A 24,742-nucleotide genomic window follows, 5' to 3' on the forward strand; every position below is an offset into this window, starting at 1 on the left:
CACCGGGCCCGGCCACTTTGAATCAGCCGACCAGACTTCGACCGGTTGATCCTCCGACCGCACCGTGGAGGTACGCACCATGACCCCGCAACCGACCATCATCGCAGGCATCGACGGCTCACCCGAGAGCCTGGCCGCCGCCGACTGGGCGGCCCGCGAAGCCCTGCGTCGCGATATGCCGCTTCACCTGATCCATGCCTACGACCAGCCCTCGGAGCGAAGCCGACTGCCCGAGATCGAGGTCCCTTTCCACCGTGAGAGCGGTGCGCTCGACCGCGCCGTCCTTCAGCTCTCCCACGCACACCCCACCTTGGGGATCCTCGACGAGCAGGTCGGCGGGCCACCGGCGCAGGCCCTGGCGGCAGCGGCCGACTCCTCGGTTCTGCTGGTGCTCGGTTCACGCGGCTTCGGCGCGCTCGCGGGAGTCCTGGTCGGCTCGGTGGCACTGAATGTCGCGGCTCGGGCCATCTGCCCCGTCGTCCTGGTCCGGGCCGCACAGCACTCCAAGGACGAGTCCGAGGAGCCGGCGGCAGGCCCATCACGCCCGGTGGTGCTCGGCCTCGACCTCGACCGTCCTTGCGACGAGCTGATGGAGTTCGCCCTCTTTGCCGCGGCCAGCCGTCACGCGCCACTTCATGTCGTGCACACCTGGGCCATTCCCCTGGTCCCCAGCGCTGACGCCACCGACCCCGCGTTGGAGAAGTCCCGCCTTCTTACGGCCGCGCTGACGCCCTGGAGGCACAAGTACCCGGCCACGGAGGTCACCGAGAGGCTCGTGCACGGTCGGGCCGGACACCACCTGGTCAAAGCGGCTGCGGAGGCCGGTCTGCTCGTCGTAGGCCGTCGTCGGTCTGCCGGGGAGCACCTCGGACCGACCGCGCACTCGGTGATCCATCATGCCAAGAGCCCGGTGGCAATCGTTCCGCATGACTGACGGATCCCTCGATCCAGCCGAACAGGTCGTTCCCGAGGGAGGGTGCGGGACAGTGCGGGAGGTCAGCGTTCGAGCATGTTCAGCTGGGCTTCGTTGTGCGTGGCGCCGGCCGCGGGCGGGAGGTTCGTCAGCCGGTCGAGCTGGGCGGGCGTGAGCCGGACGGCGTCGGCGGCCGCGTTCTCCTCCAAGCGGCTCACGCGCTTGGTGCCCGGGATGGGGGCGATGTCGTCGCCCTGGGCGAGCAGCCAGGCGATGGCGATCTGGGCCGCGGTGGCGTCGGCCTCGGCGGCGACGGCCTGGACCTCGTCGGCCAGGCGCAGGTTGTGCTGGAAGTTCTCGCCGGTGAAGCGCGGGTTGTCCCGCCTGAAGTCGTCCTTGTCGAAGCCGTCGGTGGACCGGATCGTCCCGGTGAGGAAGCCGCGGCCAAGGGGCGAGAAGGGGACGAAGCCGATGCCGAGTTCGCGCAGCGTCGGCAGGACGCGGGCCTCGGGCTCGCGGGTGAAGAGTGAGTACTCGGACTGGACGGCGGTGACCGGTGTGACGGCGTCGGCCCGGCGGATGGTGTCGGGTCCGGCCTCGGACAGGCCGAACGCGCGGACCTTGCCCTCGGCGATCAGCTCGCCCACGGCGCCCGCCGTCTCCTCGATGGGGACGATCGGGTCGACCCGGTGCTGGTAGTACAGGTCGATGTGGTCCGTGCCGATGCGGGCGAGTGATCCCTCCACTGCGGTGCGGATGTTGGCCGGGCTGGAGTCCAGGTTCCCCGGCCCTTCGCCCTCGTGCGACACCAGGCCGAACTTCGTCGCCAGCACCGCCTGGTCGCGGCGCCCCTTCAGGGCGCGGCCGAGCAACTCCTCGTTCGTGTACGGACCGTAGATCTCGGCGGTGTCGATGAAGTTGACGCCCAGCTCAAGGGCGCGGTGCACGGTACGGATCGACTCCGCCTCGTCCGTTCCGGCACCGGTGTACGCCTGGGACATGCCCATCGCCCCGAGACCGATCCGGGAGACCTCCAGATCGCGCAGGTGAATGTGGTGCATCAGTGCTCTCCGTTCCATCGAATTCGGGTTCGGGCCGGTCCCACTCCGGCCCGGTCGTCCGGCCGCCGCCTGTCGAGGACCTGCGGCTGTACGCCTCGCGGGAAGCCTACGACCGCCTCGCCTCCCGATCCGTGCCCGCGGGCCCCCGGTGTGGGGCCGAGCTGTTCGGGGCAACGACAGGGCTCCCCAAGGCGCCGTCAGATTGGGCCGGTTGAGGACGGTCCTGGTCTATACCAACCGCTCCCGTCCCACTATCCTCGTCCGTGGCCAGTAGCACACCATCCCCCCACTCAGGTTGCGTGCTGGCGCGGGTGGCCCCCGCCCAACTCTGTCCCAAGCAGCCGGGTGGTCCCCCCATTCGCCGCCTCCAGGAGGATCACGGTGAAAGTCCGCACCAGAAGCTCGGCGATCATCGCCACCATCTGCCTCGTCGCTTCCCTCGCCTTGACCGCGGCGTCCGCCGACGAGCCCACCGCACCGCGCCAGGCCGTCCCGAAGGTCGCGCTCACGAAGGTGACCACGGCCGCGAACCCGACCGCCGGCGCCGCCGGTCCCGGCGGCACGGTCTGGATAGCCGAACGCGCAGGAACCGTAAGGGTGTTGGACCGAAATGGGCTCGGCAAGCCCGTCCTCGACATCACCAAGGAGACCACCACCGACGGTGAACGCGGGCTGCTCGGCATCGCGTTCGACAAGAAGTTCGCGCACTTCTACATCTCGTACACGAACCTCGAAGGCACCAGCACCATCGACGAGTTCGCCGTGCGGCACGGCAAGATCCGGCCTGAGACCCGGCGCACCGTCCTCACCCAGACGCAGCCCTATCCGAACCACAACGGCGGCGACATCAAGTTCGGTCCCGACGGCTATCTCTACATCGCGCTGGGTGACGGCGGTTCGGGCGGTGACCCGCACGGCAACGGGCAGAACCTCGACACACTGCTCGGCAAGCTGCTGCGGATCGACCCGGCAGGCGGCAAGCCGTACGCGATCCCGAAGGACAACCCCTTCGTGGGCGACCCGAAGGCGAAGGACGAGATCTGGGCGTACGGGCTGCGCAACCCGTGGAGGTTCTCCTTCGACGCGGGGACGGGCGACCTGCTGATCGGTGACGTCGGTCAGAGCGCCTGGGAGGAGATCGACTGGGCCCCGGCCGACAGCGAGGGCGGCGAGAACTACGGCTGGTCCCAGATGGAGGGCAACCATCCCTTCAGGGAAGGCACGGAGCCGGCGAACCACGTGCCGCCGGTCCACGAGTACGACCGCACGGGTCTTGGCTGCTCGGTGACCGGCGGATACGTCTATCGGGGCAAGGCGATCCCCGGCCTCAAGGGGCAGTACGTGTTCAGCGACTACTGCGACGGCACCATCCGCGCTCTGCAGATGGAGAACGGCAAGGTGACCGGGGCGAGCGACCTCGGAGTCAACGGCGGCGAGGTCATCTCGTTCGTGCAGGGCGGCAAGGGTGAGCTGTACGTGCTCGACATCGGCGGCAGCGTCTTCCGCATCGACCCGGCGTAACGGTCAGGTCGGCAGGGGCCGCACCCTCTGGGGTGCGGCCTCTCGCATCTACCGGTGTCTACGGGTGCCTACCGGTGTCACATCTTCGGCATCAGGACCGTGTCGATGATGTAGACGTTGGCGTTGGCGGTCTTGACGTTGCCACAGCCCACGTTGGCGGAGTCGTTGACCTTGAAGGATTCGCCCGAGCCCGCCGTCGTCAGCTTGGACTTCTCCAGCGTCGGGAACGAGCCGTTCTCCAGGTCCTTGGGCGCCAGCTTCTGACCCACCACGTGGTACGTGAGGACCTTGGTGAGCATGGCCTTGTCGTTCAGGACCTTGTCGAGGTCGGCCTTGGGGATCTTCGCGAAGGCGTCGTTGGTCGGCGCGAACACCGTGATGTTCTTGGCGTTGTTCAGGGTGTCGACCAGGCCCGCCTTCTTGACCGCGGTCACGAGCGTGGACAGCTCGGGGTTGTTGGACGCCGCGGTGGCGACCGGGTCCTTGGCCATGCCGTCGAAGCTGCCCTTGCCGTCCTTGGGCACGGAGGCGCAGGCCGGGCCGAACGGCTCGTCCGTGTTGCTCGTGCCGCCGGAAGCGCTGTCCGTGCCCTCGTCGGTCGCCTTGTCCGAAGCGGCGGACGACTTCGTGTCCGAGGACGCCTTGTCCTTGCCGTCGTCGCTGGAACAGGCGGTCAGGGCGAGCGGCAGCATCGCCGCCGCGGCGAGAACGAGGGCTCCACGACGAGTGCGGCGGGTGATGGCGTTCATTTCTGCTCCTTGATTGTTTCGCGCAGTGAGGGAAATTCGTGCGGTCGTCAGGCGTGCGGTGAAGAAGGGTGAAGAAGAACGGGACTAGGCCCTTTTTCGGCCGTCGCGGAGATTCAGGGATCTGCGGTCAATCCACGCTGACCACCACCGAATGCCATCCGCTGGCCCCGTCGGGGATGGTGCGGGTCCGCTTCTCGGTCTGGATTTCGCCCGTGCGGTCAGTGGCCCGGACCGTCACGGTGTGACCACCGGAGGTGGCCTTCCAGGGAAAGGACCACTGGCGCCAGGTGTCCCGGGTGTCCTCGGCGGCCAGGTCGGCCTGCCGCCAGGGGCCGTCGTCCACGCGCACCTCGACGTTGTCGATGCCGCGATGCTGGGCCCAGGCCACCCCGGCGACCATCACGGTGCCGGCCTTCGGCCGGGCGAAGGGCTTGGGGGTGTCGATCCGGGACTGGGTCTTGACCGGGGCCTTGCGCGCCCAGTCCCGCTTCACCCAGTAGGGGTCGTAGTCGTCGAAGGTGGTCAGCTCGATGTCCTGGATCCACTTGCAGGCGGATACGAATCCGAACAGGCCGGGGACCACCATGCGCACCGGGAACCCGTGCGCGAAGGGCAGCGGCTCGCCGTTCATCCCGAGGGCGAGCATCGCGTCGCGGCCGTCCATGACGTCCTCGACCGGGCTGCCGATGGTCATCCCGTCCACGGAGCGCGCGACCAGCTGGTCAGCGGGCCCGCCCTTCGACGGCGGCTCCACACCGCACTGCGCCAGGAGATCCGCGAGACGCACGCCGATCCACCGGGCGTTGCCCACATACGGGCCGCCCACCTCGTTCGAGACGCAGGCCAGCGTGATGTTCCGCTCGATCAGCGGCATGCGCAGGAGGTCCGCGAAGGAGACGGTCGTCTCGCGGGTGACGCCCTTGCCGTGGATCCGCAGCCTCCATGAGGTCGCGTCGACCTTGGGCACCACCAGCGCGGTGTCGACACGGTAGAAGTCCTCATTGGGCGTCATGAACGGGCTGACGCCCTTGACGCGCAGCGCCGCACCCTTGGGGACGGGCGATGCGGCCGAGGTGGGGGCGGGCAGCCTGACCTGATTGCGTGAGGCCACGGCGTTCTGCCCCTGAGCACCGTTCAGGGAGCGGCCGAGCAGACCGACCCCCGTGGACGCGGCTGCCGCGGCCGTAGCGGCGACGATGAATCCCCGCCGGTCCCAGCCCCTCTCCTCAGCGGTCTCCTCACCCGCCTCGTCGTGAGCCGGTTCAGCAGCCGGAATCCTGCGTGGCCGCAGGCGCCCGACGAGGTAGTAGAGAAGTCCCGCTCCCGCCACGGCGCCGACCACCGAAGGCAGCGCGTCCGCGATGCTCGTGGAGTCGGGCCGACCCGTCGCGGCGACGCCCCCGACGACGCCGAACAAGAGAACGCCTGCCGAGCCGATACGCCGGTACCGGGCCGCCAGTGCTCCGAGGGCGAGCGCGAGAAGGGTGAGGACGGCGAGGATGCCGAGCTGCAGGACGAGCTTGTCGTCCGTACCGAAATTCCGGATCGCCCAGTCCTTCACGGCGGCCGGAGTGCGGTCGATCGCGGCCCCGCCCACCGCGATCACGGGGCTGGACTCGGGGCGTACCGCGGCAGACGTGAGCTCGGCCGTCGCCAGCGCGGAGTAACCCGCCAGCAGGCCGCTCAAGGCGCCGAGCGCGCCAAGTCGCCACACGCCCGTGCGCCTCGATGTTTTCGCTTGTTCGCTCACATCGGGTTATCCGGAGCGGTGGACGGGTGCGGATTGGTCAGCCACTCGTTCGAGGGAGAAATTCTTTTCGACCAATCCGCACCCGCCCACCGCTCCGAAGGCATGGGTACCTCTCCCGAAGAGGACCGCAGAAGTCGAGGGAAAGCGGACCAATCCGGTGATCGCGGCAGTTACGAATTACTTGTGGAGAAGGAGGTGATGGCGAGATGACGGACGAAGAGTTCGACGAGCTGATGGTCGAGGCCCGTGGGGAGATCCGCGAGAGGAGATTCGCTCCGCCCCCTCCCCAGGACGAGCGGGACGACGACACCTATGCGGTACGGGCCCGGCACACGGAGTTCGGGGCCTGCGCCCACTGAGCAACGCTCGGCACGAGGTGCGCTGGAAGTGCGTCTCAGGCCTTCACGAGGCGCCGGACACTGTCGATGCTTCCGCAGCCCGCCTTGATGTGCTTGTCGCGTTCCTTGGTGAACGCGGTGCCCAGTTCCTCCCGGCGTTCCATGGTCACGTTCTCGCGTGCGCCGTTGAGGATCGTCCGCTCCTCCTCGTCGGTGTGGTGGGACACGGCCTGGACCAGCTCCTCCAGCTTCTCGTCCCAGCTGTCGGAGCCGACGTCGTTCACCTCCAGGAGGGCCAGCAGCGCCTTGTTGCCGTCCTCGTGTTCCTCGACGCCGTGCTCGACCTCTTCGTTGTCGATGTCCCGGTAGCGCCTGAGCGCGGGGTAGACCTCGGCCTCCTCCGCGTGTGCGTGCGCGATGAGCAGGTCGGCGAACTCCCGCAGCGCATCGGCCCGTTCGGCTTCCACGCTGCGCATCTGGCGGAACAGTTCCTCCATCCGCCGGTGATCGTCGAGGATCAGCTCTACGACGTCGGTCGCCGTTGCCTTGTCCGGCATGTCAGGGGCTCCTTCTCATCGGGGGTGTATATGGATACGGGCTCAGTGCGGTGGGTGCCTGCGTACCTGCGTGTACAGGCGCCTGAGTGCCTGCGTGCAGATACGTGGCCTGCGCACCGGCCCACGAGGTGACTCGTGTACCCGGCCCTTGCGTGTGTCACTCCTGCGGCCTGCCGAGGACAACAGCCGTGAGGGGGTCACCGTGAGGGGGGGGCACCGGGAGTGGATCACCGGAAGTGCATCACCGCGTGCCGCGGGGCGAGCCGCTTCGGGGTGTGTCGGCGGCCGGTTCGCCGCCCAGGGAGATGTGGGCGGTGACGCGTTTGCCGGCCGGTTCGAGGTGGACGTGGAAATGCTGGGCGACGGCCATGACGATCTCCAGGCCGTGTCCGCCGATCCGGTGCGGGTCCTCGGCGCGGGCGACGGGCTGGACGCGGGCGCTGTCGTGCACGGTCACCGCCACCGTGGCGTCCTCGATGCACAGCTCCATCAGCAGGGGCCCGGGTGCGTACTTGCGGGCGTTGGTGACCAGTTCGCTGACCACCAGTTGGGTGAGGTCCATCGCGCGGGCGGAGACGGCCACGTTCTGGTCCGCCTGGGCGCGGGTGAGGAAGTCGACCGCGAGGTGGCGTGCCTCGGCGATGGAGGAGTCCCCGCCGTTCAAAGAGACGGCGACGCCCATGGTGTGAGATCCCGACGACCCCTCGCCGTCGCTGCCGGCTGACTCCATTTCCTCTCACCTTCGTCCCCGTTGTCTGCGCTCACCTACCCTGCTGGACGCGTCGCATACTGTTCCGACCCGGATCGATAATCCGTTTGGTCTGGCCGCCCGTCCCGTGAGCAGGACTTCCGGCGCACGCTCCGGGGTCGCGTCGTACCAGCGAGTGCAGTCGAGAACATGGTGACAGACACCGGCCCGGCACGGCCTGCTCATCTCTGGGTCCGGGTGGATCGGTGCTGCGACCGTCGAGAGAGCGGTCGGCAGGGATTCTGCGAGGATGTGTCGCATGACTGTTCGGGGCAGGAATCATGTGACGGTGTCCGGTCGGGCCGGGGGCCCGGTGGTGATGCTGGCGCACGGGTTCGGATGCGACCAGCACATGTGGCGCCTTGTCGTGCCGCTCCTGGAGAGTGACTTCACCGTGGTGCTCTTCGACCATGTGGGCGCCGGGCGCTCCGATCTGTCGGCCTGGAGCGAGGAACGCTATTCCTCGCTGGACGGCTACGCGGATGACGTGCTGGAGATATGCCGTGAGCTCGCGCTCGGCCCGGTGACATTCGTGGGGCACTCGGTGAGCGCGATGATGGGCGTCCTCGCTGCGGCGCGGGAGCCGGAGGCGTTCGAGGGTCTGGTACTGCTCGCCCCGTCGCCGTGTTTCATCGACGATCCGGCCACCGGCTATCGCGGCGGGTTCAGCGCCGAGGACATCGATGAACTGCTCGGCTCGCTGGACGCGAACTACCTGGGCTGGTCGGGCGCCATGGCTCCGGTGATCATGGGCAATCCCGAGCGGCCGGAACTGGGCGAGGAGCTGACCAACAGCTTCTGCCGCACCGATCCGGACATCGCCCGCGTCTTCGCCCGTGTCACGTTCCTGTCCGACAACCGCGAAGACCTCTCCAAGGTCACCGTTCCGGCGCTGGTCGCGCAGTGTTCCAGCGACGCGATCGCGCCCCCGGAGGTCGGAGCCTTCGTACAGGCCCGGATTCCCGGAAGCCGTCTCGTCACCCTGAACGCGACCGGCCACTGCCCCCAGCTCGCCGCGCCGGAGGAGACGGCGGCCGCGATCACCGACTTCGTCAGAGCCAGACCATGATGTCCAAGATCAGCGACGGCGGGAGCGGTGAGCGTCCTGACCCCGGGGAGGGGGCGGCCGGAGGCGACCGCGCCGCGTTCTCCGCGCTCCTGGAGGACAGTGCCGAGGACCTGTACGAGCACGCGCCGTGCGGCTACCTCTCCACGCTGCTCGACGGCACCATCGCCAAGATCAATACGACGTTGCTCGACTGGCTCGGCTACGCCCACGACGACCTGGTGGGCAACAGGACGTTCTCCGACCTGCTGACCGTGGGCGGGCGTCTCTACCACGAGACGCACTTCAGCCCGCTGCTGCGCATGCAGGGCGAGATCAGCGGGATCGCCCTGGAGCTCAAGGCCGCCGACGGCAGCCGGCTGCCCGTCCTTGTGACGTCCACGGTCAAGACCGGCGGCGACGGACAGCCGCTGCTGATCCGCACCACCGTCTTCGACGCCCGCGAACGCCGTGCGTACGAAACCGAGCTGCTGCGCGCCCGGCAAGAAGCGGAACGCGAACGCGAGGAACTCAAGCGGCTCAACGCCGCCCTCCAGCAGACCCTGCTGCCCCCGGCGCTGGTGGGCGTGCCCGGCCTCGAAGTGGCCGCGCACTACCACATCGCCTCCGCCGACATGGTCGGCGGCGACTTCTACGACCTCTTTCCCCTCGCGGCGGGGGCGTGGGGACTGTTCCTGGGGGATGTCTGCGGCAAGGGCGCCGCCGCCGCGGCCGTCACCTCCCTGGCCCGCTACACCCTGCGTGCCGCAGCCGTCTACGACCCGGACCCGGCCGCCGTCCTGAGCAACCTCAACACGGTCCTCAACCACGAATACAACAGCCACGACCCGCGGTTCTGCACCGTCATCTTCGGACTGCTCACCCCCGACACCGACGAGGGCGGCTTTCGCATCACGCTGGCGAGCGGCGGCCACCCCCCGGCCCTGCTCCTGCGGGCGGACGGGAGCGCCGACCACCTGCCCACCCCCGGCGGACAGCTCATCGGCGTCCTGCCCGACGCCCACATCGCCACCACCACCATCCACCTCACGGCGGGCGACACCTTGCTGCTCCACACCGACGGCCTCACCGAAGCACACACGGCATTGAAAAGCGACGACGAGCGCTACGGGGACGAAGCGCTCCTCGGCTTCGCCCAGGCGCTTGCGCCGACCACCGCCCCGGGCGCCGTCGCGGCGATCCGTGACCTGCTCGACACCTTCGGCACCGGAGTCGACGACGACACCGCCGTCCTCGCCGTCAGCGTGCCCCGACCCACCAGTGAAGAGCAGCAGTGACCGAGCTCGCCATCCATGTCCGCACCACCGCCGCCGGGCCCGTCGTCGAACTGGCCGGAGAACTCGACCACGACAGCTCCCCGCGGCTGCGCGAACTCCTGCCCGAGCTGCACCTTCAGGCGGGCCGGCAGCTCGTCGTCGACCTGGCCGGCGTCACTTTCTGCGATTCGAGCGGTATCTCCGCCCTGATCGCGGCCCGCAACCACGCCCTGGCCGCCGAGGCAGGTCTCGTCCTGGCAGCGGTCCCCGGTCACATCAGCCGCATCCTCTTCATCGTGGGGCTCGACCGGGTCTTCCCGGCACACCCCACCGCGCAGGCAGCCGAAGAGGCCTGGACGCCCTCCTAGCCGGCTGCGGACCGCAGAGCCGCCAGAGCGCGGTCCGCGTGGGCGCTCATCCGGAACTCGCTGCGCACCACCTCGAGAACGCGCCGGTCGGGTCCTATGACGTAGGTGGCCCGCTTCGTCGGCAGGGGGCCGAAGCCGCGCGTCACGCCGAACTGCCCGCGCACCACGCCCTCCGGGTCGGACAGGAGCGGGAACCCGAGCGTGTGCAGTCCCGCGAACTCGCGCTGGCGCTCGACGTCGTCCGAACTGATCCCCACCGGCCTGGCACCCACCGCGGCGAACTCCGCGGCCAGGTCCCGGAAGTGGCACGCCTCGGCGGTGCAGCCGGGTGTCATCGCGGCCGGGTAGAAGAACACCACCACCGGCCCTTCGGACAGGAGCGACGAGAGGGACGTGGGCGTGCCCGTCTCGTCGGGCAGCGTGAAGTCATCGACGAGGGAGCCGACTTGGATCCGGGTCATCGCTGTGCTCCTTGGCCGGGGTGGAGGCGGGCGGACGAAGAGAGGGGTGGACGAGGGGGATGCGCGGACACGAGGTCTCCTCACGGCTCGGCGGTACGAGGCAGGGTGGCTCGCGATACTACTCGGCGGTAGGGAGTGGTGGGCCCGCACTGGTCACCGGTCGGACCGGGGCATGCGGACGACTGCGACCCCCTCGTCGAGGTTCACCGTCGTCCGGTGCGGAGGAGCCCCGTCGTCCTCGTCGTCCGGCATCACCAGTGCCGACTGCCGCTCCTTGAGCTCGTTCTGTTTCCCCGGCGAGAAGCTCGCGTGGAGCTGCTCGAATCCCGTCGCCGATATCTGGCCCTGTCGGACGCTGTTCCGCCACGGCAGCATGCCGGCTCGCCCCGCGCGAAGCAGCAGCTGATCGGCGAAGGCCACGACGGTCAGCACGATGACCAGGCCGGGCAAGGTCATGAAAAAGACGAACTCCATGGCTCCAGTATCCGGACGGACATCGGGATCCGTACCGGAGCATGCCGGGGCCGACATGCTCCGAGCCCCTGGGGCGGCCCTGGCGCCCCAGGGGCAGCTCAACCGCCGAGCACGGCGCGCACTCGTACGCGATGCGCTGTCACGCCGCCTGGGCGTGCCCGGCGCCGCCGTCCCCGCGGGTGGCCTCCGAACGGACACGGGCGCAGCTGGTGGTGATGAGGCGTGAGACGTGCATCTGGGAGATACCGAGCTCTTCCGCGATCCTGCTCTGCGTCATGTCCTCGAAGAAGCGCAGGTACAAGATGGTCCGCTCGCGCTCCGGCAGCCGCCGCAGACCCGCCTTGGCCGCCTCGCGGTCGGTGATGCAGTCGTAGGCGGGGTCGGTCGCCCCGAGGGTGTCGGCCAGGCTGAATCCGTCCGGGTCGGCGGACGACATCTCGGCGTCCAGGGACAGGGCGCTGTAGCTCGTCATCGCCTCCATCCCGTCGCGGACCTCGGACTCGGTCAGCTGCGCCTGCTCGGCGATGGCCGCGATGCCGGGCTCGGCGTCGCTTCCCGGCCGGTCCATGAGCTCGCGGCGTGCGACCCGGACCTTGTTGCGCAGCTCCTGGACGCGCCGGGGCACGCGTACGTCCCACATGCGGTCGCGGAAGTGCCTGCGCAGTTCGCCGGTGATGGTGGGCACGGCGTAGCTCTCAAAGGCCCCGCGCTCGGGCTCGTAGCGGTTGACCGCCTTGATCAGGCCCATCGCGGCGACCTGACGCAGGTCTTCGAGGGTCTCGCCCTTGTTGCGGAACCGGCTGGCCAGCCGGTGCGCCATCGGCAGCCATGCCGTCACGATCTCCTCGCACAGCAGGTCGTACTCGGGTCCGTCCTTGAGCGTGGCCAGGTGGGCGGCGGCCGCCTTGGTGTCGGGGGCGTCGTCGTGCAGGTGCCGGGTCGACGTGCGACGACGGGATTGGGGTGCATTGAGATCGGTAAGCAACTGGAATCGCTCCTCAACGGTGGGCCAGCGAGTGACCGCGAGGAACGGGATGGCCCGGAGCCGGACATCCGGCGGGAGTGGGCATACCGCTCCCCGCGAATGCGCCTCCGGTCCGAAGCACGAACTCCGCCTGCCCCCCGACTCGGAGAGGAAACAACCGCCAGGTGTGTGCATGCGCACGGCAGGGTCGGAGCAGGCGCTGTACGAGGCCGCTGACGTGCGGATCGCACGGCCAAGAAGAATCATGGAGACACGAATCGACGCGCTCGAACCCGCTGATGAGGAAGATGAGGAAGGGGCAGCACATGCCTGCTGGATCGAACAAGAAGCGTGAACGCCAGTACGAGCACATCAAGGACAGCGCCGAGGACCGCGGGGCATCGGCCGAGCGGGCGAAGGAGATCGCCGCCCGGACGGTCAACAAGGAGCGGGCGCGTTCGGGGGAGTCGAAGACGGCGAGCAAGACGTCGACAGGGGACAGGAAATCGGCCTACGAGCGGGGCGGGGAGCGCTCGCACAGCGGCGCGCAGGGCCCGACCAAGGATCAGCTGTACGCCGAGGCCAAGAAGAAGAACATCGAGGGCCGCTCGGCCATGAACAAGCAGGAACTCAAGCAGGCGCTCGGCCGCTGAGGCCACCGCCGGCCGGGCGACGTTCACCCGACGGAGGGTGCATGCCGAGGGACGGATGGGGCACACGTGACGCGGGGTGCAAAGCGTCGGAACGGCCTCGGACGCTCGGCTCCGTCGGTCGGCCGCATTGGGGTGCGGCAGACCGGCGGCCTCCCTCGGCGGGGGACCGCGAGTGAGTCACCTGATCAACCAGCGCTGGGACGAGGCTCGTTGGGGCCGACGCCGTCCACGATCGCGAGAGTCCAACGAGCGCGGTCATCCGCTTGGACGGCCAGCTTCTGTCGCGCAGGCTTGATGTGGACCATGCCGACGGTCACCGGGCTTGCGCAGCTGATGGTGCTGGGGTCGTCCTTCGGGTGCCCGCGCCGGACGACCTTCAGGGTGTCGGCCCCTGAGCACTTGATGTGCACCGAGTACGCATCCTTGCTCGGCGTGAAGTCGGGAAGGTCCGCGGAGCCTTCTCCCTTGCGCACCGGTACGAGGTACTTCGAGTGAGCCGGAAGACTCAGGCTCTTGGCCACGGCGCGCGCGTCGGCGCTCGGCGCCGATGAGGCAGGGGCCGAGGCGGTCGCTGCGGACGGCCTGTCGGCGGTGCGAGAGCTGTCGCCGGCCGAGCAGGCGGTGGCGAGCAGCAAAGGGAGCAGGACGACGGATATGGCCGCGTTACGGTCGATGAGCTTCTCCTGGTGGAATGCGCCTGTGTCCCCGGCTCGGACGTCCGGCTCACGGAGGACAGGGAACCCAGGGAGCTCAGGGACAGATCGAGCGTGATCACACTCTATGGGGTGCCGGCCTCGGGGCGGTCATGGTGACCCGAGGCCGGCTGTCGGCGATCCATCAGCAGATGTGCCCGCTGGGCAAGGCGAGGTGACGGGCGGCAGGCGGCTAAACGCTCGCGGTCGGTGTGTCGCGGAGTGCTGTGGTCAGCTGTTTCCCTGCGGCGACCAGCGCTGCTTCGGCGGTGTGCGTGCCGGTGGAGACGCACAGCGTGTAGGTGACGTCTTCCAGTTGGCGCCGGGTGTCCTGGGAGTCCTGCTCTGCCTGCCGAAGCTTGAGCGCGCCGTACTGCTCGACGAGGTCACGCAGTATCGCGGGGTGAGCCTTCAGCACGGGGATTCTCCTTCTCGGCACAGTCGGGGTGTGGGTGGTGCGGATCTCGGCGTCACGCCAGCATTCCGGCGCGGAGCTTGTTGAGGGTGCCGGTGAGGAGGCGGGAGATGTGCATCTGCGAGAAGCCGAGTTCGGCGCCGATCTGCGACTGCGTCATCTCCTGGCCGAAGCGCATTTCGATGATGCGGCGCTCCCGCTCGTCGAGTTCGTCGAGCAGCGGCGCAAGGGTGTGCAGGTCCTCCACCGTCTCCATGGCGGGGTCAGGGCCGCCCAGTACGTCGGCCAAGGTGCGCGTCGGCGCGGCCGCGCTCTCGCCGCCGTCGGTGGGTGCCTCCAGGGAGCCCGCGGTGTAACCGTTCGAAGCGACGATGCCGTCCAGGACCTCGTCCTCGGTGATGGACAGGTGCTCAGCGAGTTCCTTGACCGTCGGATCATGGTCGAGACGGGTGGAGAGCTCCTCCTTCGCCTTGGCGAGTTCCACGCGCAGCTCCTGGAGCCGGCGAGGTACGTGCACGGCCCAGGTGGTGTCCCGGAAGAACCGCTTGATCTCGCCGAGGATGTAAGGGACGGCGAAGGTGGCGAACTCGACCTCGCGGCTGAGGTCGAAGCGGTCGATGGCCTTGATGAGGCCGATGGTGCCGACCTGGATGATCTCTTCCATGTCGCCGTTGCCCCGGTTGCGGAACCGGCGGGCCGCGAACTGTACAAGGGTCAGGTTCATCTCGATAAGGGTGTTGCGTGCGTACTGATATTCGTGGGTGCCCTCTTCCAAGGTCTGCAACCGGTCGAAGAACAGCTTCGACAGCGCTCGGGCATCCTTCGGGGCCACCTTGTCCGTGTCCTCGATCCAAGGCAGCGCGCCCTCGACAGCATGTTCAGAGATCAGTGACATATCCCTACCTCCCCTGGTGGTACGACTTCCTCGTACGGCCCCTGCCCCGCAGCGCGGGAGGCATGTGCGTTGACCCAATTTTTCTTGCTGTGAGGAAATAGTTGTCTCCGTGCATCGTACGATGTGAGAGGTTGCCCGGCATCAGCCAGGCATTCGTTAACGAGAAGCAGGATCAAGTGGACAGATTCGCTGCCGTCGAGCGGGCACTGCGCAGTGCGGCTCCCCATTTGTTGCTCGATGCCGTGACCGCGGCCCTGCGGGAGCAGTACGGGGTCGAGAGGGTGGAACTCCGGCTCGCCGACTACGGGTTGACCACCCTGCAGGTGGTGGAGGAAGTGCCGTACACCACTGAGCCGGTGTCCATCCAGGGCAGTCCGCAGGGCAGGGCCTTCGGTGCCCAGGAACCTCGCATCGAGCCGAAGGCCGCTCAGGGCGCGGCGACCGTGCATCTGCCGGTGACCGTCCGGGGAGACCGGATGGGCGTCCTCACCGTCACCGTTCCCGACGAGCGCTTCGACCCGGGCCACTTGCCGGAGATGCAGAGCATCTGCGAGGCGCTCGGCCACGAGATCCTGGTCGCCGAACGCGACACGGATCTGTACCTCCTCGCGCGCAGGGCCGCCCGCCTCACGCTCGCCGCCGAGATGCAGTGGCAGCTGCTGCCCGGGCGCTCGGTGGCACGTCCCGAATTCTCGTTGGGCGCCCACCTGGAGCCCGCGTATGCGATCTTCGGCGACAACTTCGACTGGTCGGTCTCGGCGCACCACCTCACGCTCACCGTGACCAACGGTATGGGCGAGGGGATGGAGGCGGCGCTGCTCACCAACCTCGTGGTGAACGCGCTGCGCAACGCTCGCCGCGCGGGGCTCGATCTCCCCGGCCAGGCAAGCCTCGCCGACCAGGCCGTCTACGCGCAGTACAGGGGAGCGCTGCACGCCTCTGTCCTGCTGCTGCGCTTCGATCTCGCCACCGGCGAGGTGGAGGCCGTCGATGCCGGATCCCCCCGTATGTGGAGGCTCCGGGGGCGGGCGGTCGAGTCCGTCGGCTTCGACGCGCAGCTGCCTCTGGGCATGTTCGAGGAGACGGCCTACGTCGCGGAGCGGCTGCAGCTGGAACCGGGTGACCGCATTTTGGTGGGCAGCGACGGCGTCTACAACGGCGTATCGGCAGCAGGGGAGTTGTACGGGGAGCGGGCGCTCGCACGGTCCCTGTCCGCGCATCGCCTGCTGCCTGCGTCGCAGGTGCCGCAGGCCGTGCTGCGTGATCTCGGTGACTACCGAGGCTCGTTGCCCCTGGACGACGATGCCCTCGTGGTCTGCCTCGACTGGTTCGGGCGGTAGGCGAGGACGGTGGGCGAGCGGGCCGGCCAAGGGGTCGGCCCGGCGTCTTGCTCGGCCCGGCACCTCAGTGGCCAGGTCTAACCGACCGAGCGCCAGGTTCTCGCTCCGTCGCCGTCCTGCTCCGAAGCGGTCGCGACGTCACGAAAGCCCCTGAGTCCCTCGAGCAGGGCACGCCGGGCCTTGGGCGGCATGGCGTCGATGGTGGACATCAGGATGCTCTCCCGCTGCTTTCGCAGGTCGGCGAGGTATGCCCTGCCGTGGGTGGTCAGCCGCAGCTCCAGTTCGCGTCGGCTGACCGGGCTCGCCGTACGTTCGATCAGTCCCGTGGCCTGCAGGCGGTCGCACAGGCGGCTCACGGACGGGGGAGCGGACCCCAGGGCCTCGGCGAGCATCCGCAGATTGATGCCCTCCTCGCGGTCAAGGGCGTACAGCACACGCAACTGGGACGGAGACACAGGTCCCGTCGGAACGGCCTCACGCCCCTGCTCCCACATGACCTCGAGCAGTTCGATGAACTCGGAACCCGCATGAGCCGCATCCCGGGACCTGCGATCGGGTTCGGGACTCAGACCCATATCGATGACACTCCGATCGGCGTTGTCTCACTTGTACATCTTGCCACCGGGGCACGGCCCACACACCGTGGTCCGATTTCGGCTGACAGGGACACTCATGCCGCGGAGTCCGAGGACGGTGCGTACGACGGCCGGCAGCCCCAGGAAACCGCGTCGGCCCCGGCGAATCTCTCCATTGACGGGGCACGGTGCGACGGGCGCGTTGGTGGAGCACCCGGCTCGGATCGCATCTCGGCGCGGGCGGTGGTGCGAGGAAGCATAGTGGAACCCGCCTGGGCTCCGTCGACCGGTTCGTGATTCGGGAAGCTTCCGGTCGCGGCCTCCCTGACGGCGCTCACGCCGGGGGCGGAGGCGATGGCAGTCCGGGGGGTGCGTCGAGGGGGAGGCGGGCGCGGACCGCGAACCCCGAGCCGTCGCTGCTCGGTGCGGCGGCGAGTGTCCCGCCCACGCTGCGGGCGCGTTCGTGCATTCCTATGAGGCCGAACCCGCCCGTCGAGCCGGCCGCGACTGGGCCCGTACTCACCTTGCTGCTCTTGCCGCCCTTGCTGCTGCCGTTGAGGACGACGACTCTCAACGCGTCGCCGTTCTCGGTGTGTTCGACCGTCACCCACACATGGACGCCGTCGCCGGAGTGCCGGACCGCGTTGGTCAGGGCCTCCTGAATGATGCGGTACGTGGCGGTTCCCACGGCCGCGGGCACCGGTTTCGCGATCGCGGGGTCCGCCTGCCGGGCCGACGCGTTCCGTACGTCGAGTACGACGTGGGCGCCGGTCGCCCGCGCCGTCCGCACCAGGTCGGCAAGGCCCGCGATGTGCGGCGGTCGCCGCAGGTCGTGGGCGTCCGCAGTGGCGGTGGCCGCCTGGGCGGTGCCACCCGCATGGTCGGGAGAGCCGCAGCCGGAGCTGAAGCCGGAATCGGAATCGGCGTCGGTGTCGGGATCGGCGTCGGTGTCGCTCGTCCGCAGCGTCACGAGGGTCGTCCGGAGTTCACCGCGCGCGCTCCGGCAGGTCTTGGCGATGCCCTCCGACGCCTCGGCGACGGACGCGCGGTCGAGCCCGTCGGGATTCTCGACGAGGAGGTGTGCCGCCACCGAGGTCTGCACACCGATCAGCGTGATGCTCTGCGCGAGCAGGTCGTGCAGGTCGCGGGCGACACGCAGACGCTCCTCGGCCACACGCCGGGCGGCCTCCTCCTCGCGGGTGCGTTCGGCGTGCTCGGCGCGGTCGATGAGGGCGTCCACGTACCGGCGGTGGATCCGCAGGGCCTCGCCGATCAGGGCGACGGCGACCAGCCAGCCTGCGTCGCGCAGCATGTCGGGCACGGTGTCCGCCTGCCCCAGCGCGAGCGCGGCGGCCGTCATGAGAGCCAACGCGCCGCCGAGAGTGAGCAGGGTCCGGCTCGGTGGACCGGCGGCGGCGAGGTGGAACAGCACGACGATGCCCACCGGGAGCGCCGCGGTGTGCGTGTAATCGAGCAGGTGGTAAGGGGCGTTGAGTACGAGGACGGCGATGGCCGCGGTCCATACCGCACGCCTGCGCAGGACCAGCGCCAGTGGCATGGCGGTCAGCAGGAACCAGCCCCACATGTCCGGCGCGCGGCCGTTCTGGGCGGCGGGCACCACGGCCAGGACGGTCTGCACCAGCAGCATCGAGGCGACCACGGCGACATCCCGCGCGGTGGCATGGCGCACCGCCGTCCGTCGCGGAAGGGAGCGAGCGCGCGATGGCCTTGGTGATCGGATCCTCGAGGGTGCTCACGGCCCACCATCCTGGATGACGTACCCGTTCCCCCAAGCGGCTCCGCCGGGATTCGCCCCTTCTGGCATGAGACGTCAGATGTCTGATGCCTTGGTAGCGTGTGAACGCAGCTCGGCAGTCGAAAGGGGTCAAGAGGTGGGGAGTTCATCCATGTCCGGCGCGAAGCCCGGCCGGCAGTTGCTCCGGCAGGAGGTTGCCGAGGGCATCAAGCGCTACATCCTCGAGGAGCGGCTGCGCCCCGGGGATCCGCTGCCCACCGAGCCTGCGCTGTGCGAGGCGTTGGGCGCGAGCCGCTCCAGCGTGCGCGAGGCCGTCAAGATCCTCGACGCTCTGGACATCGTCGAGGTCCGCCACGGCCACGGCACGTACGTCGGCAGGCTGAGCCTCTCGGCCCTGGTCGAGAGCCTGACCTTCCGCGGGCTGCTCTCGCCGGGCGACGACTTCCAGGTCCTCGCCGACCTCGTCGACGTACGCGAACTCGTCGAGCGCGGGATGGCCGACCGGATCGTCACGCAGCTCAGCCCCGGTCAACTCGACTCGCTGGAAGGCCTCGTGGCCGCCATGCGGGAGCAGGGTGCGGGGGAGGGGGAGGGGCGCGGCTTCGTGGAGGCGGACCGGGCGTTTCACGCGCTGCTCGTGGAACCGCTCGGCAATGAACTCGTCGAGCAGCTCTCGATGGCCTTCTGGGATGTGTTCGCGATCGTCGCGCCGCACCTGGACGGGTTCACGCACGCCGACGAGACCGAGACCATCGCCGCGCATCAGAGCATCGTGGACGCCGCGCGGGCCGGTGACGTCCCCGCCTTCATGAAGTCGCTCGGCGAGCACTACGCGCCGGTGCGGCGCCGGATCTCCGAGGCCCGCGCCCGGGACGCCGCGCAGGCCTGACCTGGTCGTACGTCCTCCCGATGGCCCTGCAGGGGCGGGACCCGGCCGATCAGGAAGGTCGTCGATCCCGGCAGCGCGGACTACGCGACCCTGACCCGGCTGCCGGGCGGGCGCGTCGGGCTCCTCTACGAGCGCGGCGACTACGCCCACATCGCCTGCACGTCCTTCGACCTGGGCCGGCTGGGCGGCGGGTGCCCGGACACCGGGGCCCCGGTCACTCCGTAGACGGGTCCGCGGACGGTTCCAGGCGGGTGCGGATGCCGTCGAAGTGGGTCCGCATGGCGCGCACAGCGCGGTCGCCGTCCCCCGCCGCGACCGCGTCGACGATCTCGCGGTGCTGCGCGCAGGTGACGGCCGGGTTCTGATGGCCGTCGTCGAGATCTCCGCGCACGCGGTCCATGGCTGCCCAGAACGCGTCGAGGACCTCGCTGAGCAGATGGCTGTCCAGCGAGGCGTAGAGCGCGAGATGGAAGGCGCGGTCGGTGGAGCGCGCCACCCGGCCGTCGACCGCCTCGGTCTCCATCTCGCCGACGAGGCCGCGCAGCACGGCCAGGTCCTCGGCGGGGATCCCCGCGCTGACCGCGCCGACCAGGCCCGCCTCCAGGGCCTCCCGCACCTTCATCAGCTCGAAGAGCCCCGGCTCGCCCAGGCGGTGCCGGATGGCGGCCCGGAAGGCGAGGCCTTCGGCGAACGGTGACAGCGAGAGCGAGCCGACGACGGTGCCGGAGCCCCGGCGGATCTCGACGACGTTGACGGCCTGGAGCGCCTTCAGCGCCTCACGCACCGTCACCCGGCCGACCCCGAAGAGCTCCGTCAGCTCGGCCTCCGTGGGGAGCGCGTCACCGGGGGCCAGCCTGCGCTCCAGGATCAGCTCCTTCAGTCGACGCTCGGTGTCCTGGGCCGTGGTCGGGCGAGCCACAACATCCTCCTGAGGTGCGATTGCCCCTTGACCGGCGGCGGGAGCATCTGTTTAAGGTACGGCAAGACGTAGGACATCTTACGTCCCATGTCTTGCCCGCGTCGCCGTCTCGCACGGCGGGCCGATGTATCCCCCTGAGTCCCCCCTGAGTCCCCCTCTGAGCTGGAGCCCTCACCATGTCTCTGTCCGCACCGCTGCGCGGCGTCGTCCCGCCGGTCTGTACCCCGCTCGACTCCCGGGGAGAGGTCGACACCGCGTCCCTCGCCCGGCTCGTCGACCACCTCGTCGACGGGGGAGTGCACGGCCTCTTCGCCCTCGGGTCCACCAGCGAGGTCGCCTACCTCACCGACGAGCAGCGAGCCACCGTCCTGGAGACCGTGGTCAACGCCGCCGACGGCCGGGTCCCGGTCCTCGCCGGAGTGATCGACACGACGACGGCACGCGTCGTCGAGCACGCCAAGGCCGCCGCCGCACTGGGTGCGCAGGCCCTCGTCGCGACCGCGCCCTTCTACACCCGCACCCACGAGAAGGAGATCGCCGCGCACTTCCGCCGCCTGCGCGCGAGCGTGGACCTCCCGCTGTTCGCGTACGACATCCCGGTCGCCGTCCACAGCAAGCTCGCCCCGGGCCTGGTGCGCGCCCTGGCCGAGGACGGCACGCTGGCCGGACTCAAGGACAGCAGCGGCGACGAGGGCGGACTGCGCCGCCTGATCGTCGAACTGGGCGGCCGCGACGGCCGCACCCAGGGACCGGCCCCGCGGTTCAGCGTGCTCACCGGGTCCGAACTGACCGTGGACGCGGCCCTGTTGGCCGGAGTCGACGGCGTCGTCCCGGGCATCGGCAACGTGGACCCGGCCGGATACGTGCGGCTGTACGAGGCCGCGCGGGCCGGGGACTGGGCGCTCGCCGCGAAGGAGCAGGAGCAGCTCGTCGACCTGTTCGCCATGGTCGACGTGGGTCCGGAGGCGGACATGGGCCGCAGCTCCTCCGCGCTCGGCTCGTTCAAGGCGGCGCTCCAGCTGCTCGGCATCATCGAGTGCGGGGACACCGCCTTCCCGCAGATCCAGCTGTCCGCCGAGTCGGTCGCGCTGGTGGCGCGGCGACTGCGCGCGGCCGGTCTGTCGCCGGTCCGATGAGCTCCGGCTTCCCGCAGGGCGGCATCGGCGCCGCGCTCATAGGCCTCGACCTCGGCGGTACGAAGATCGCTGCCGCGCTCGTCGGCGAGGACGGCACCGTCCTCGCCCGGCACACCCGGCCCACCCCGGCCGGCAGCGGTCCCGACGCCGTGCTCGACGCGCTGGCGGCCGCCGCCGCCGAGGTCGACCCGGACCGCGGCGCGGCGGCGCTGGGCATCGCCGCCGCCGGGGTCATCGATCCCCGTACCGGCCGGGTCACCAGCGCCACCGACTCCATCAGCGGCTGGGCGGGCACGGCCCTCGCAGCCGGGCTCGCCGACCGGACCGGGCTGCCGGTGGCCTGCGACAACGACGTACGGGCCACGGCCGGTCCGGAGCTCGCGGCGCTGGACGCGGAGCACGGTTCGCTGCTGTTCGCCGCGATCGGGACCGGCGTCGGGGGCGCCGTCGCCGTCGACGGTCGGATGCTGCACGGCGCCGCGGGCATCGCGGGCCACCTCGGTCATGTGCCGAGCCCCCGGGCGGCCGGGCTGCCCTGCACCTGCGGCGCCACCGGACACCTGGAGGTCATCGCATCCGGGCCCGCGATCACCGCCCACTACCGGCGGCTCACCGGCACCGCGGTGGACCGCCTCGAGACCGTCGCCGGGCGGGCCGCCCAGGGTGACGCGGACGCCGTCCACGCGATCACCACGGGTGCGGCCGCCGCCGGACAGGCGCTCGGCGGGCTCGCCAACGCCCTTGGCCCCGACCGGGTCGTCGTCGGCGGCGGGGTCCCCCGGATCGGCGCCCTGTACACGGACGCCCTGGCCGCCGCCTTCGCCGCTGAACTGATGCCGCCGTTGCGTGGTCTCGTCCCGCAGGCTCCCCGGTTCGGTCACGACGCGGCGGTGCTCGGCGCCGCCGCCCTCACCACCAGCCTGCCCCTCCACCACCCGGGAGCCCTTCGATGAGCACGCACCAGACCTGGGCCGCGTCCGATCTCGCCGCCGAGCTCCGAGGCGGCCTGATCGTCTCCTGCCAGGCGCCGCCCGGTGATCCGATGCGGGAGACAGGCACCCTCGTACGGCTCGCGCGGTCGGCGGCGGCCGGGGGAGGCGTGGCCGTCCGCGCCAATGAACCCGACGTCGTCGCGGCCGTCGTGGCCGCCGTGGACCTGCCGGTCATCGGTCTGTGGAAGGACGGCGACACCGGCGTCTACATCACCCCGACCGTGCGGCACGCCCTGGCGATCGCGGAAGCCGGCGCGGCCGTCGTCGCCGCCGATGCCACCGACAGGCCGCGGCCCGACGGCTCCGCCTTCGCCGAGCTCGTCACCGCGGTCCACGCGGCAGGGGCGCTGGTGATGGCCGACGTCTCCACGCTCGCCGAGGGGGTCGCCGCAGCCGCGCAGGGCGCAGACTTCGTCTCCACCACGCTGTCCGGCTACGTTCCCGGCACACCACGGCAGACCGGCCCCGACCTCACGCTGGTCGCCGAGCTGGCCGCCGCGATCGACGTCCCGGTCGTCGCCGAAGGCCGTATCAACACCCCCGAAGACGCCGCCGCGGCCCTCGTCCGAGGCGCCCACTGCGTCGTCGTCGGCACCGCCATCACCGCACCCACGGCCCTGACCGCCCGCTTCGTCGCGGGCCTCGCCCAGCACTGACCCGTCACATCACCGACCTGTCCGTTCCAGCACTGACCTGTCCCCTCAGGCGACCGGCTGCTCAAAGACGAGCGTCGCCCCGCATCATGGAGTCACCGTGCAGACCTCATCACCCGCCAAGCCCCGCTGGTACCGCGAAGTGAGCCGTACCCAGTGGAAGTCGTTCTTCGCCGCCTGGATCGGATATGTCCTCGACGGCTTCGACTTCGTCCTGATCACGCTGGTCCTCACCGAGATCAGCGACGAGTTCGGCCTCAGCACCGTGCAGGCGGCCAGTCTGATCTCCGGCGCGTTCATCACCCGCTGGCTCGGCGGCGCGGTCCTCGGCGCCCTCGGCGACCGGTACGGCCGCAAGGCCTCCATGGTGCTGAGCATCCTGCTCTACTCCCTGGGCACGTTCGCCTGCGGATTCGCCTGGAACTACCACAGCCTCTTCGCCGCGAGGCTCGCCATCGGCATGGGCATGGCCGGGGAGTACAGCGCGAGCGCCACGTACGTGATGGAGAGCTGGCCCGCGAAGCTGCGCAGCCGGGCGAGCGGCTTCCTCATCTCCGGTTTCTCGGTCGGCTCGGTGCTCGCCGCCCAGGTCTACAACTGGGTGGTGCCCTCGCTCGGCTGGCGGTGGATGTTCTACCTCGGCCTGATCCCGATCGCCGTCGCGCTGTGGATGCGGCGCGCGCTGCCGGAAGCGGCGGAGTGGACCGAGTCTGTCGCCGAGAAGGGCGCCAAGCCCAACCCGTTCCGTCCGCTCTTCGCCACCCGTGGCCGGGCGACCGCCAACACGGCCCTGACCGTGGTCGCCACCCTCTCCCTCTTCCTGGTCTTCACGCCGGGCGGCGCCGGCCTGGTGCCCGTGCTCTCCGTGGTCGCGGGGCTCTCGCTGGCCGCCTTCGCCGTCCAGCTCGGCGGGAAGCGCGGCTGGGCGCTGTACCTGTCGATGATCGTCACGCTGTTCTTCGCGTTCCTCTACTCCTGGCCCATCCAGGCGCTGCTGCCCACGTATCTGAAGACCGACCTGGGCTACAGCACGGACCAGGTCACCGATGTCCTCTACTTCGCGGGCTTCGGCACCATGGTGGGCTGCTGGGCGGCGGGTTTCCTCGGCGACCGGATCGGCGCGAAGAAGGCGTACGCGCTGACGCTGCTCGGCTCGCTCGCCTTCGTCTACCCCGTGTTCGCGGTGCACGACAACCTGCTCCTGCTCGGCGTCCTGCTGTTCCTGCTCCAGGCGACCAGCTTCGGCATCTCCGGTCTGCTCCCGCGCTACATCGGCGGCCACTTCCCCACGGAGAGCCGGGGCGCGGCGCTCGGCTTCACGTACAACGTGGGCGCCCTCGGCGGTGCGGTCGCGCCGGTCCTCGGGGCGCATCTCGCCTCCGGCATGGATCTGGGGCAGGCCCTGGCCGTGCTGACGTTCGGGGGCACGGTGATCGTGGTGCTCCTCGTGGGCTTCGACGTACCGGCCCGCCTGAACCGGCTCACGGATCCGGACGCGGAGAGGGACCACCTGGCAGAGGTGTCCCAGCCGTCGGGGCCGACAGAGCCATCGAAGGAGCGGGAGCCGGCGCCGACGGCCGGGGACACCGCCCGCACCTGAC

General features: G+C 69.9%; 28 protein-coding genes. 14 read left to right on the forward strand and 14 right to left on the reverse strand.

What is annotated here, in order from left to right:
* Positions 1-79 precede the first annotated feature (79 nt).
* Positions 80-934 carry a universal stress protein gene (locus AC07AG_RS01880; protein WP_478750828.1) on the forward strand — a complete coding sequence of 285 codons (855 nt, stop codon included), beginning with the start codon at positions 80-82 and terminating at the stop codon, positions 932-934.
* Positions 935-996: 62 nt separating this feature from the next.
* Here the strand turns inward: AC07AG_RS01880 and AC07AG_RS01885 are convergent, their stop codons facing one another.
* Entirely contained in the window at positions 997-1,974 is a 978-nt protein-coding gene (locus tag AC07AG_RS01885; RefSeq protein ID WP_478750830.1) for an aldo/keto reductase, read from the reverse strand.
* Between the two features lie 381 nt (positions 1,975-2,355).
* Here AC07AG_RS01885 and AC07AG_RS01890 point away from each other — a divergent pair, with 381 nt between their 5' ends.
* A complete protein-coding gene (locus AC07AG_RS01890; RefSeq protein ID WP_478750832.1) occupies positions 2,356-3,495 on the forward strand; it encodes a PQQ-dependent sugar dehydrogenase in 1,140 nt (379 codons plus the stop codon).
* Between the two features lie 77 nt (positions 3,496-3,572).
* Here the strand turns inward: AC07AG_RS01890 and AC07AG_RS01895 are convergent, their stop codons facing one another.
* Both AC07AG_RS01895 and AC07AG_RS01900 read right to left on the reverse strand, forming a co-directional pair.
* Complete coding sequence (locus tag AC07AG_RS01895; RefSeq protein ID WP_478752180.1) at positions 3,573-4,235, reverse strand: fasciclin domain-containing protein; 663 nt, start codon at positions 4,233-4,235, stop codon at positions 3,573-3,575.
* A 136-nt stretch (positions 4,236-4,371) separates the two neighbouring features.
* A complete protein-coding gene (locus AC07AG_RS01900; protein WP_478750834.1) occupies positions 4,372-5,994 on the reverse strand; it encodes a molybdopterin-dependent oxidoreductase in 1,623 nt (540 codons plus the stop codon).
* Positions 5,995-6,200: 206 nt separating this feature from the next.
* Between AC07AG_RS01900 and AC07AG_RS01905 the strand changes: the two genes are divergently transcribed.
* Entirely contained in the window at positions 6,201-6,353 is a 153-nt protein-coding gene (locus AC07AG_RS01905) for a hypothetical protein (protein WP_478750836.1), read from the forward strand.
* Between the two features lie 35 nt (positions 6,354-6,388).
* Here AC07AG_RS01905 and AC07AG_RS01910 read toward each other — a convergent pair whose 3' ends face one another.
* Positions 6,389-6,889 (reverse strand): hemerythrin domain-containing protein, encoded by a 501-nt coding sequence (locus AC07AG_RS01910; RefSeq protein ID WP_478750838.1) that lies wholly within the window; start codon positions 6,887-6,889, stop codon positions 6,389-6,391.
* Between the two features lie 241 nt (positions 6,890-7,130).
* On the reverse strand, positions 7,131-7,619 hold the full coding sequence (locus AC07AG_RS01915; RefSeq protein WP_478750840.1) for an ATP-binding protein: 489 nt from the start codon (positions 7,617-7,619) through the stop codon (positions 7,131-7,133).
* Positions 7,620-7,896: 277 nt separating this feature from the next.
* Between AC07AG_RS01915 and AC07AG_RS01920 the strand changes: the two genes are divergently transcribed.
* Genes AC07AG_RS01920 through AC07AG_RS01930 form a run of 3 tightly spaced genes read left to right on the forward strand, consistent with a single transcriptional unit; the run spans position 7,897 to position 10,327 of the window.
* A complete protein-coding gene (locus tag AC07AG_RS01920; protein WP_478750842.1) occupies positions 7,897-8,706 on the forward strand; it encodes an alpha/beta fold hydrolase in 810 nt (269 codons plus the stop codon).
* The gene (locus tag AC07AG_RS01925) at positions 8,706-9,980 is read left to right on the forward strand and encodes a SpoIIE family protein phosphatase (RefSeq protein WP_478752182.1); all 1,275 of its coding nucleotides are present in this window, start codon (positions 8,706-8,708) and stop codon (positions 9,978-9,980) included. The genes AC07AG_RS01920 and AC07AG_RS01925 overlap by 1 nt, the downstream gene beginning before the upstream one ends.
* Positions 9,977-10,327, forward strand: a complete 351-nt coding sequence (locus tag AC07AG_RS01930) for an STAS domain-containing protein (protein ID WP_478750843.1) — start codon at positions 9,977-9,979, stop codon at positions 10,325-10,327. Before AC07AG_RS01925 ends, AC07AG_RS01930 begins: the two co-directional genes overlap by 4 nt.
* Here AC07AG_RS01930 and AC07AG_RS01935 read toward each other — a convergent pair.
* The 3 genes from AC07AG_RS01935 to AC07AG_RS01945 all read right to left on the reverse strand — a co-directional run bounded on the left by AC07AG_RS01935 (position 10,324) and on the right by AC07AG_RS01945 (position 12,247).
* Entirely contained in the window at positions 10,324-10,788 is a 465-nt protein-coding gene (locus AC07AG_RS01935; protein WP_478750844.1) for a peroxiredoxin, read from the reverse strand. The genes AC07AG_RS01930 and AC07AG_RS01935 overlap by 4 nt on opposite strands.
* 153 nt (positions 10,789-10,941) lie before the next feature.
* Positions 10,942-11,262 (reverse strand): DUF6191 domain-containing protein, encoded by a 321-nt coding sequence (locus AC07AG_RS01940; RefSeq protein ID WP_478750846.1) that lies wholly within the window; start codon positions 11,260-11,262, stop codon positions 10,942-10,944.
* Positions 11,263-11,401: 139 nt separating this feature from the next.
* On the reverse strand, positions 11,402-12,247 hold the full coding sequence (locus AC07AG_RS01945) for a SigB/SigF/SigG family RNA polymerase sigma factor (RefSeq protein ID WP_478750847.1): 846 nt from the start codon (positions 12,245-12,247) through the stop codon (positions 11,402-11,404).
* A 172-nt stretch (positions 12,248-12,419) separates the two neighbouring features.
* On the opposite strand from AC07AG_RS01945, the gene AC07AG_RS01950 reads away from it, so the two are divergent.
* A complete protein-coding gene (locus AC07AG_RS01950) occupies positions 12,420-12,581 on the forward strand; it encodes a hypothetical protein (protein ID WP_478750849.1) in 162 nt (53 codons plus the stop codon).
* Positions 12,553-12,879 (forward strand): plasmid stabilization protein, encoded by a 327-nt coding sequence (locus tag AC07AG_RS01955; RefSeq protein WP_478750850.1) that lies wholly within the window; start codon positions 12,553-12,555, stop codon positions 12,877-12,879. Before AC07AG_RS01950 ends, AC07AG_RS01955 begins: the two co-directional genes overlap by 29 nt.
* Positions 12,880-13,064: 185 nt before the next feature.
* On the opposite strand, the gene AC07AG_RS01960 is transcribed toward AC07AG_RS01955, so the two are convergent.
* The 3 genes from AC07AG_RS01960 to AC07AG_RS01970 form a co-directional block, all read right to left on the reverse strand.
* Entirely contained in the window at positions 13,065-13,352 is a 288-nt protein-coding gene (locus AC07AG_RS01960; RefSeq protein WP_478750852.1) for a hypothetical protein, read from the reverse strand.
* A gap of 412 nt (positions 13,353-13,764) precedes the next feature.
* Complete coding sequence (locus AC07AG_RS01965) at positions 13,765-13,989, reverse strand: DUF5133 domain-containing protein (protein WP_478750854.1); 225 nt, start codon at positions 13,987-13,989, stop codon at positions 13,765-13,767.
* 52 nt (positions 13,990-14,041) lie between these two features.
* A complete protein-coding gene (locus AC07AG_RS01970) occupies positions 14,042-14,881 on the reverse strand; it encodes an RNA polymerase sigma factor SigF (protein ID WP_478750855.1) in 840 nt (279 codons plus the stop codon).
* 176 nt (positions 14,882-15,057) lie between these two features.
* Here AC07AG_RS01970 and AC07AG_RS01975 point away from each other — a divergent pair, with 176 nt between their 5' ends.
* Positions 15,058-16,221 (forward strand): PP2C family protein-serine/threonine phosphatase, encoded by a 1,164-nt coding sequence (locus tag AC07AG_RS01975; protein ID WP_478750857.1) that lies wholly within the window; start codon positions 15,058-15,060, stop codon positions 16,219-16,221.
* Between the two features lie 77 nt (positions 16,222-16,298).
* Here AC07AG_RS01975 and AC07AG_RS01980 read toward each other — a convergent pair whose 3' ends face one another.
* Positions 16,299-16,796 (reverse strand): MarR family winged helix-turn-helix transcriptional regulator, encoded by a 498-nt coding sequence (locus AC07AG_RS01980; RefSeq protein WP_478750858.1) that lies wholly within the window; start codon positions 16,794-16,796, stop codon positions 16,299-16,301.
* A 334-nt stretch (positions 16,797-17,130) separates the two neighbouring features.
* Positions 17,131-18,486: a sensor histidine kinase gene (locus AC07AG_RS01985; RefSeq protein ID WP_478750860.1), complete on the reverse strand. Its 1,356-nt coding sequence runs from the start codon at positions 18,484-18,486 to the stop codon at positions 17,131-17,133.
* 217 nt (positions 18,487-18,703) lie between these two features.
* Here AC07AG_RS01985 and AC07AG_RS01990 point away from each other — a divergent pair, with 217 nt between their 5' ends.
* On the forward strand, positions 18,704-19,441 hold the full coding sequence (locus AC07AG_RS01990) for a FadR/GntR family transcriptional regulator (protein WP_478750862.1): 738 nt from the start codon (positions 18,704-18,706) through the stop codon (positions 19,439-19,441).
* 214 nt (positions 19,442-19,655) lie between these two features.
* Here AC07AG_RS01990 and AC07AG_RS01995 read toward each other — a convergent pair whose 3' ends face one another.
* Positions 19,656-20,360 carry a FadR/GntR family transcriptional regulator gene (locus tag AC07AG_RS01995; protein WP_478750864.1) on the reverse strand — a complete coding sequence of 235 codons (705 nt, stop codon included), beginning with the start codon at positions 20,358-20,360 and terminating at the stop codon, positions 19,656-19,658.
* Between the two features lie 176 nt (positions 20,361-20,536).
* Between AC07AG_RS01995 and AC07AG_RS02000 the strand changes: the two genes are divergently transcribed.
* From AC07AG_RS02000 to AC07AG_RS02015, 4 genes are all read left to right on the forward strand, one after another.
* Entirely contained in the window at positions 20,537-21,496 is a 960-nt protein-coding gene (locus AC07AG_RS02000; protein ID WP_478750865.1) for a dihydrodipicolinate synthase family protein, read from the forward strand.
* Complete coding sequence (locus AC07AG_RS02005) at positions 21,493-22,449, forward strand: ROK family protein (protein ID WP_478750867.1); 957 nt, start codon at positions 21,493-21,495, stop codon at positions 22,447-22,449. Before AC07AG_RS02000 ends, AC07AG_RS02005 begins: the two co-directional genes overlap by 4 nt.
* Complete coding sequence (locus tag AC07AG_RS02010; RefSeq protein ID WP_478750869.1) at positions 22,446-23,144, forward strand: N-acetylmannosamine-6-phosphate 2-epimerase; 699 nt, start codon at positions 22,446-22,448, stop codon at positions 23,142-23,144. Before AC07AG_RS02005 ends, AC07AG_RS02010 begins: the two co-directional genes overlap by 4 nt.
* A 97-nt stretch (positions 23,145-23,241) precedes the next feature.
* Complete coding sequence (locus AC07AG_RS02015; RefSeq protein WP_478750871.1) at positions 23,242-24,741, forward strand: sialate:H+ symport family MFS transporter; 1,500 nt, start codon at positions 23,242-23,244, stop codon at positions 24,739-24,741.
* Position 24,742 lies beyond the last annotated feature (1 nt).

The sequence above is a fragment of the Streptomyces sp. NPDC044044 genome, assembly GCF_056434405.1.

Bases quoted from the DNA above. Each gene is read 5' to 3' on its own strand.
- AC07AG_RS01880 (WP_478750828.1), top strand. From the start codon at position 80: ATGACCCCGCAACCGACCATCATCGCAGGCATCGACGGCTCACCCGAG.
- AC07AG_RS01885 (WP_478750830.1), bottom strand. From the start codon at position 1,974: ATGCACCACATTCACCTGCGCGATCTGGAGGTCTCCCGGATCGGTCTC.
- AC07AG_RS01905 (WP_478750836.1), top strand. From the start codon at position 6,201: ATGACGGACGAAGAGTTCGACGAGCTGATGGTCGAGGCCCGTGGGGAG.
- AC07AG_RS01910 (WP_478750838.1), bottom strand. From the start codon at position 6,889: ATGCCGGACAAGGCAACGGCGACCGACGTCGTAGAGCTGATCCTCGAC.
- AC07AG_RS01915 (WP_478750840.1), bottom strand. From the start codon at position 7,619: ATGGAGTCAGCCGGCAGCGACGGCGAGGGGTCGTCGGGATCTCACACC.
- AC07AG_RS01920 (WP_478750842.1), top strand. From the start codon at position 7,897: ATGACTGTTCGGGGCAGGAATCATGTGACGGTGTCCGGTCGGGCCGGG.
- AC07AG_RS01925 (WP_478752182.1), top strand. From the start codon at position 8,706: ATGTCCAAGATCAGCGACGGCGGGAGCGGTGAGCGTCCTGACCCCGGG.
- AC07AG_RS01935 (WP_478750844.1), bottom strand. From the start codon at position 10,788: ATGACCCGGATCCAAGTCGGCTCCCTCGTCGATGACTTCACGCTGCCC.
- AC07AG_RS01940 (WP_478750846.1), bottom strand. From the start codon at position 11,262: ATGGAGTTCGTCTTTTTCATGACCTTGCCCGGCCTGGTCATCGTGCTG.
- AC07AG_RS01950 (WP_478750849.1), top strand. From the start codon at position 12,420: ATGCGCACGGCAGGGTCGGAGCAGGCGCTGTACGAGGCCGCTGACGTG.
- AC07AG_RS01955 (WP_478750850.1), top strand. From the start codon at position 12,553: ATGCCTGCTGGATCGAACAAGAAGCGTGAACGCCAGTACGAGCACATC.
- AC07AG_RS01970 (WP_478750855.1), bottom strand. From the start codon at position 14,881: ATGTCACTGATCTCTGAACATGCTGTCGAGGGCGCGCTGCCTTGGATC.
- AC07AG_RS01980 (WP_478750858.1), bottom strand. From the start codon at position 16,796: ATGGGTCTGAGTCCCGAACCCGATCGCAGGTCCCGGGATGCGGCTCAT.
- AC07AG_RS01990 (WP_478750862.1), top strand. From the start codon at position 18,704: ATGTCCGGCGCGAAGCCCGGCCGGCAGTTGCTCCGGCAGGAGGTTGCC.
- AC07AG_RS02000 (WP_478750865.1), top strand. From the start codon at position 20,537: ATGTCTCTGTCCGCACCGCTGCGCGGCGTCGTCCCGCCGGTCTGTACC.
- AC07AG_RS02005 (WP_478750867.1), top strand. From the start codon at position 21,493: ATGAGCTCCGGCTTCCCGCAGGGCGGCATCGGCGCCGCGCTCATAGGC.
- AC07AG_RS02010 (WP_478750869.1), top strand. From the start codon at position 22,446: ATGAGCACGCACCAGACCTGGGCCGCGTCCGATCTCGCCGCCGAGCTC.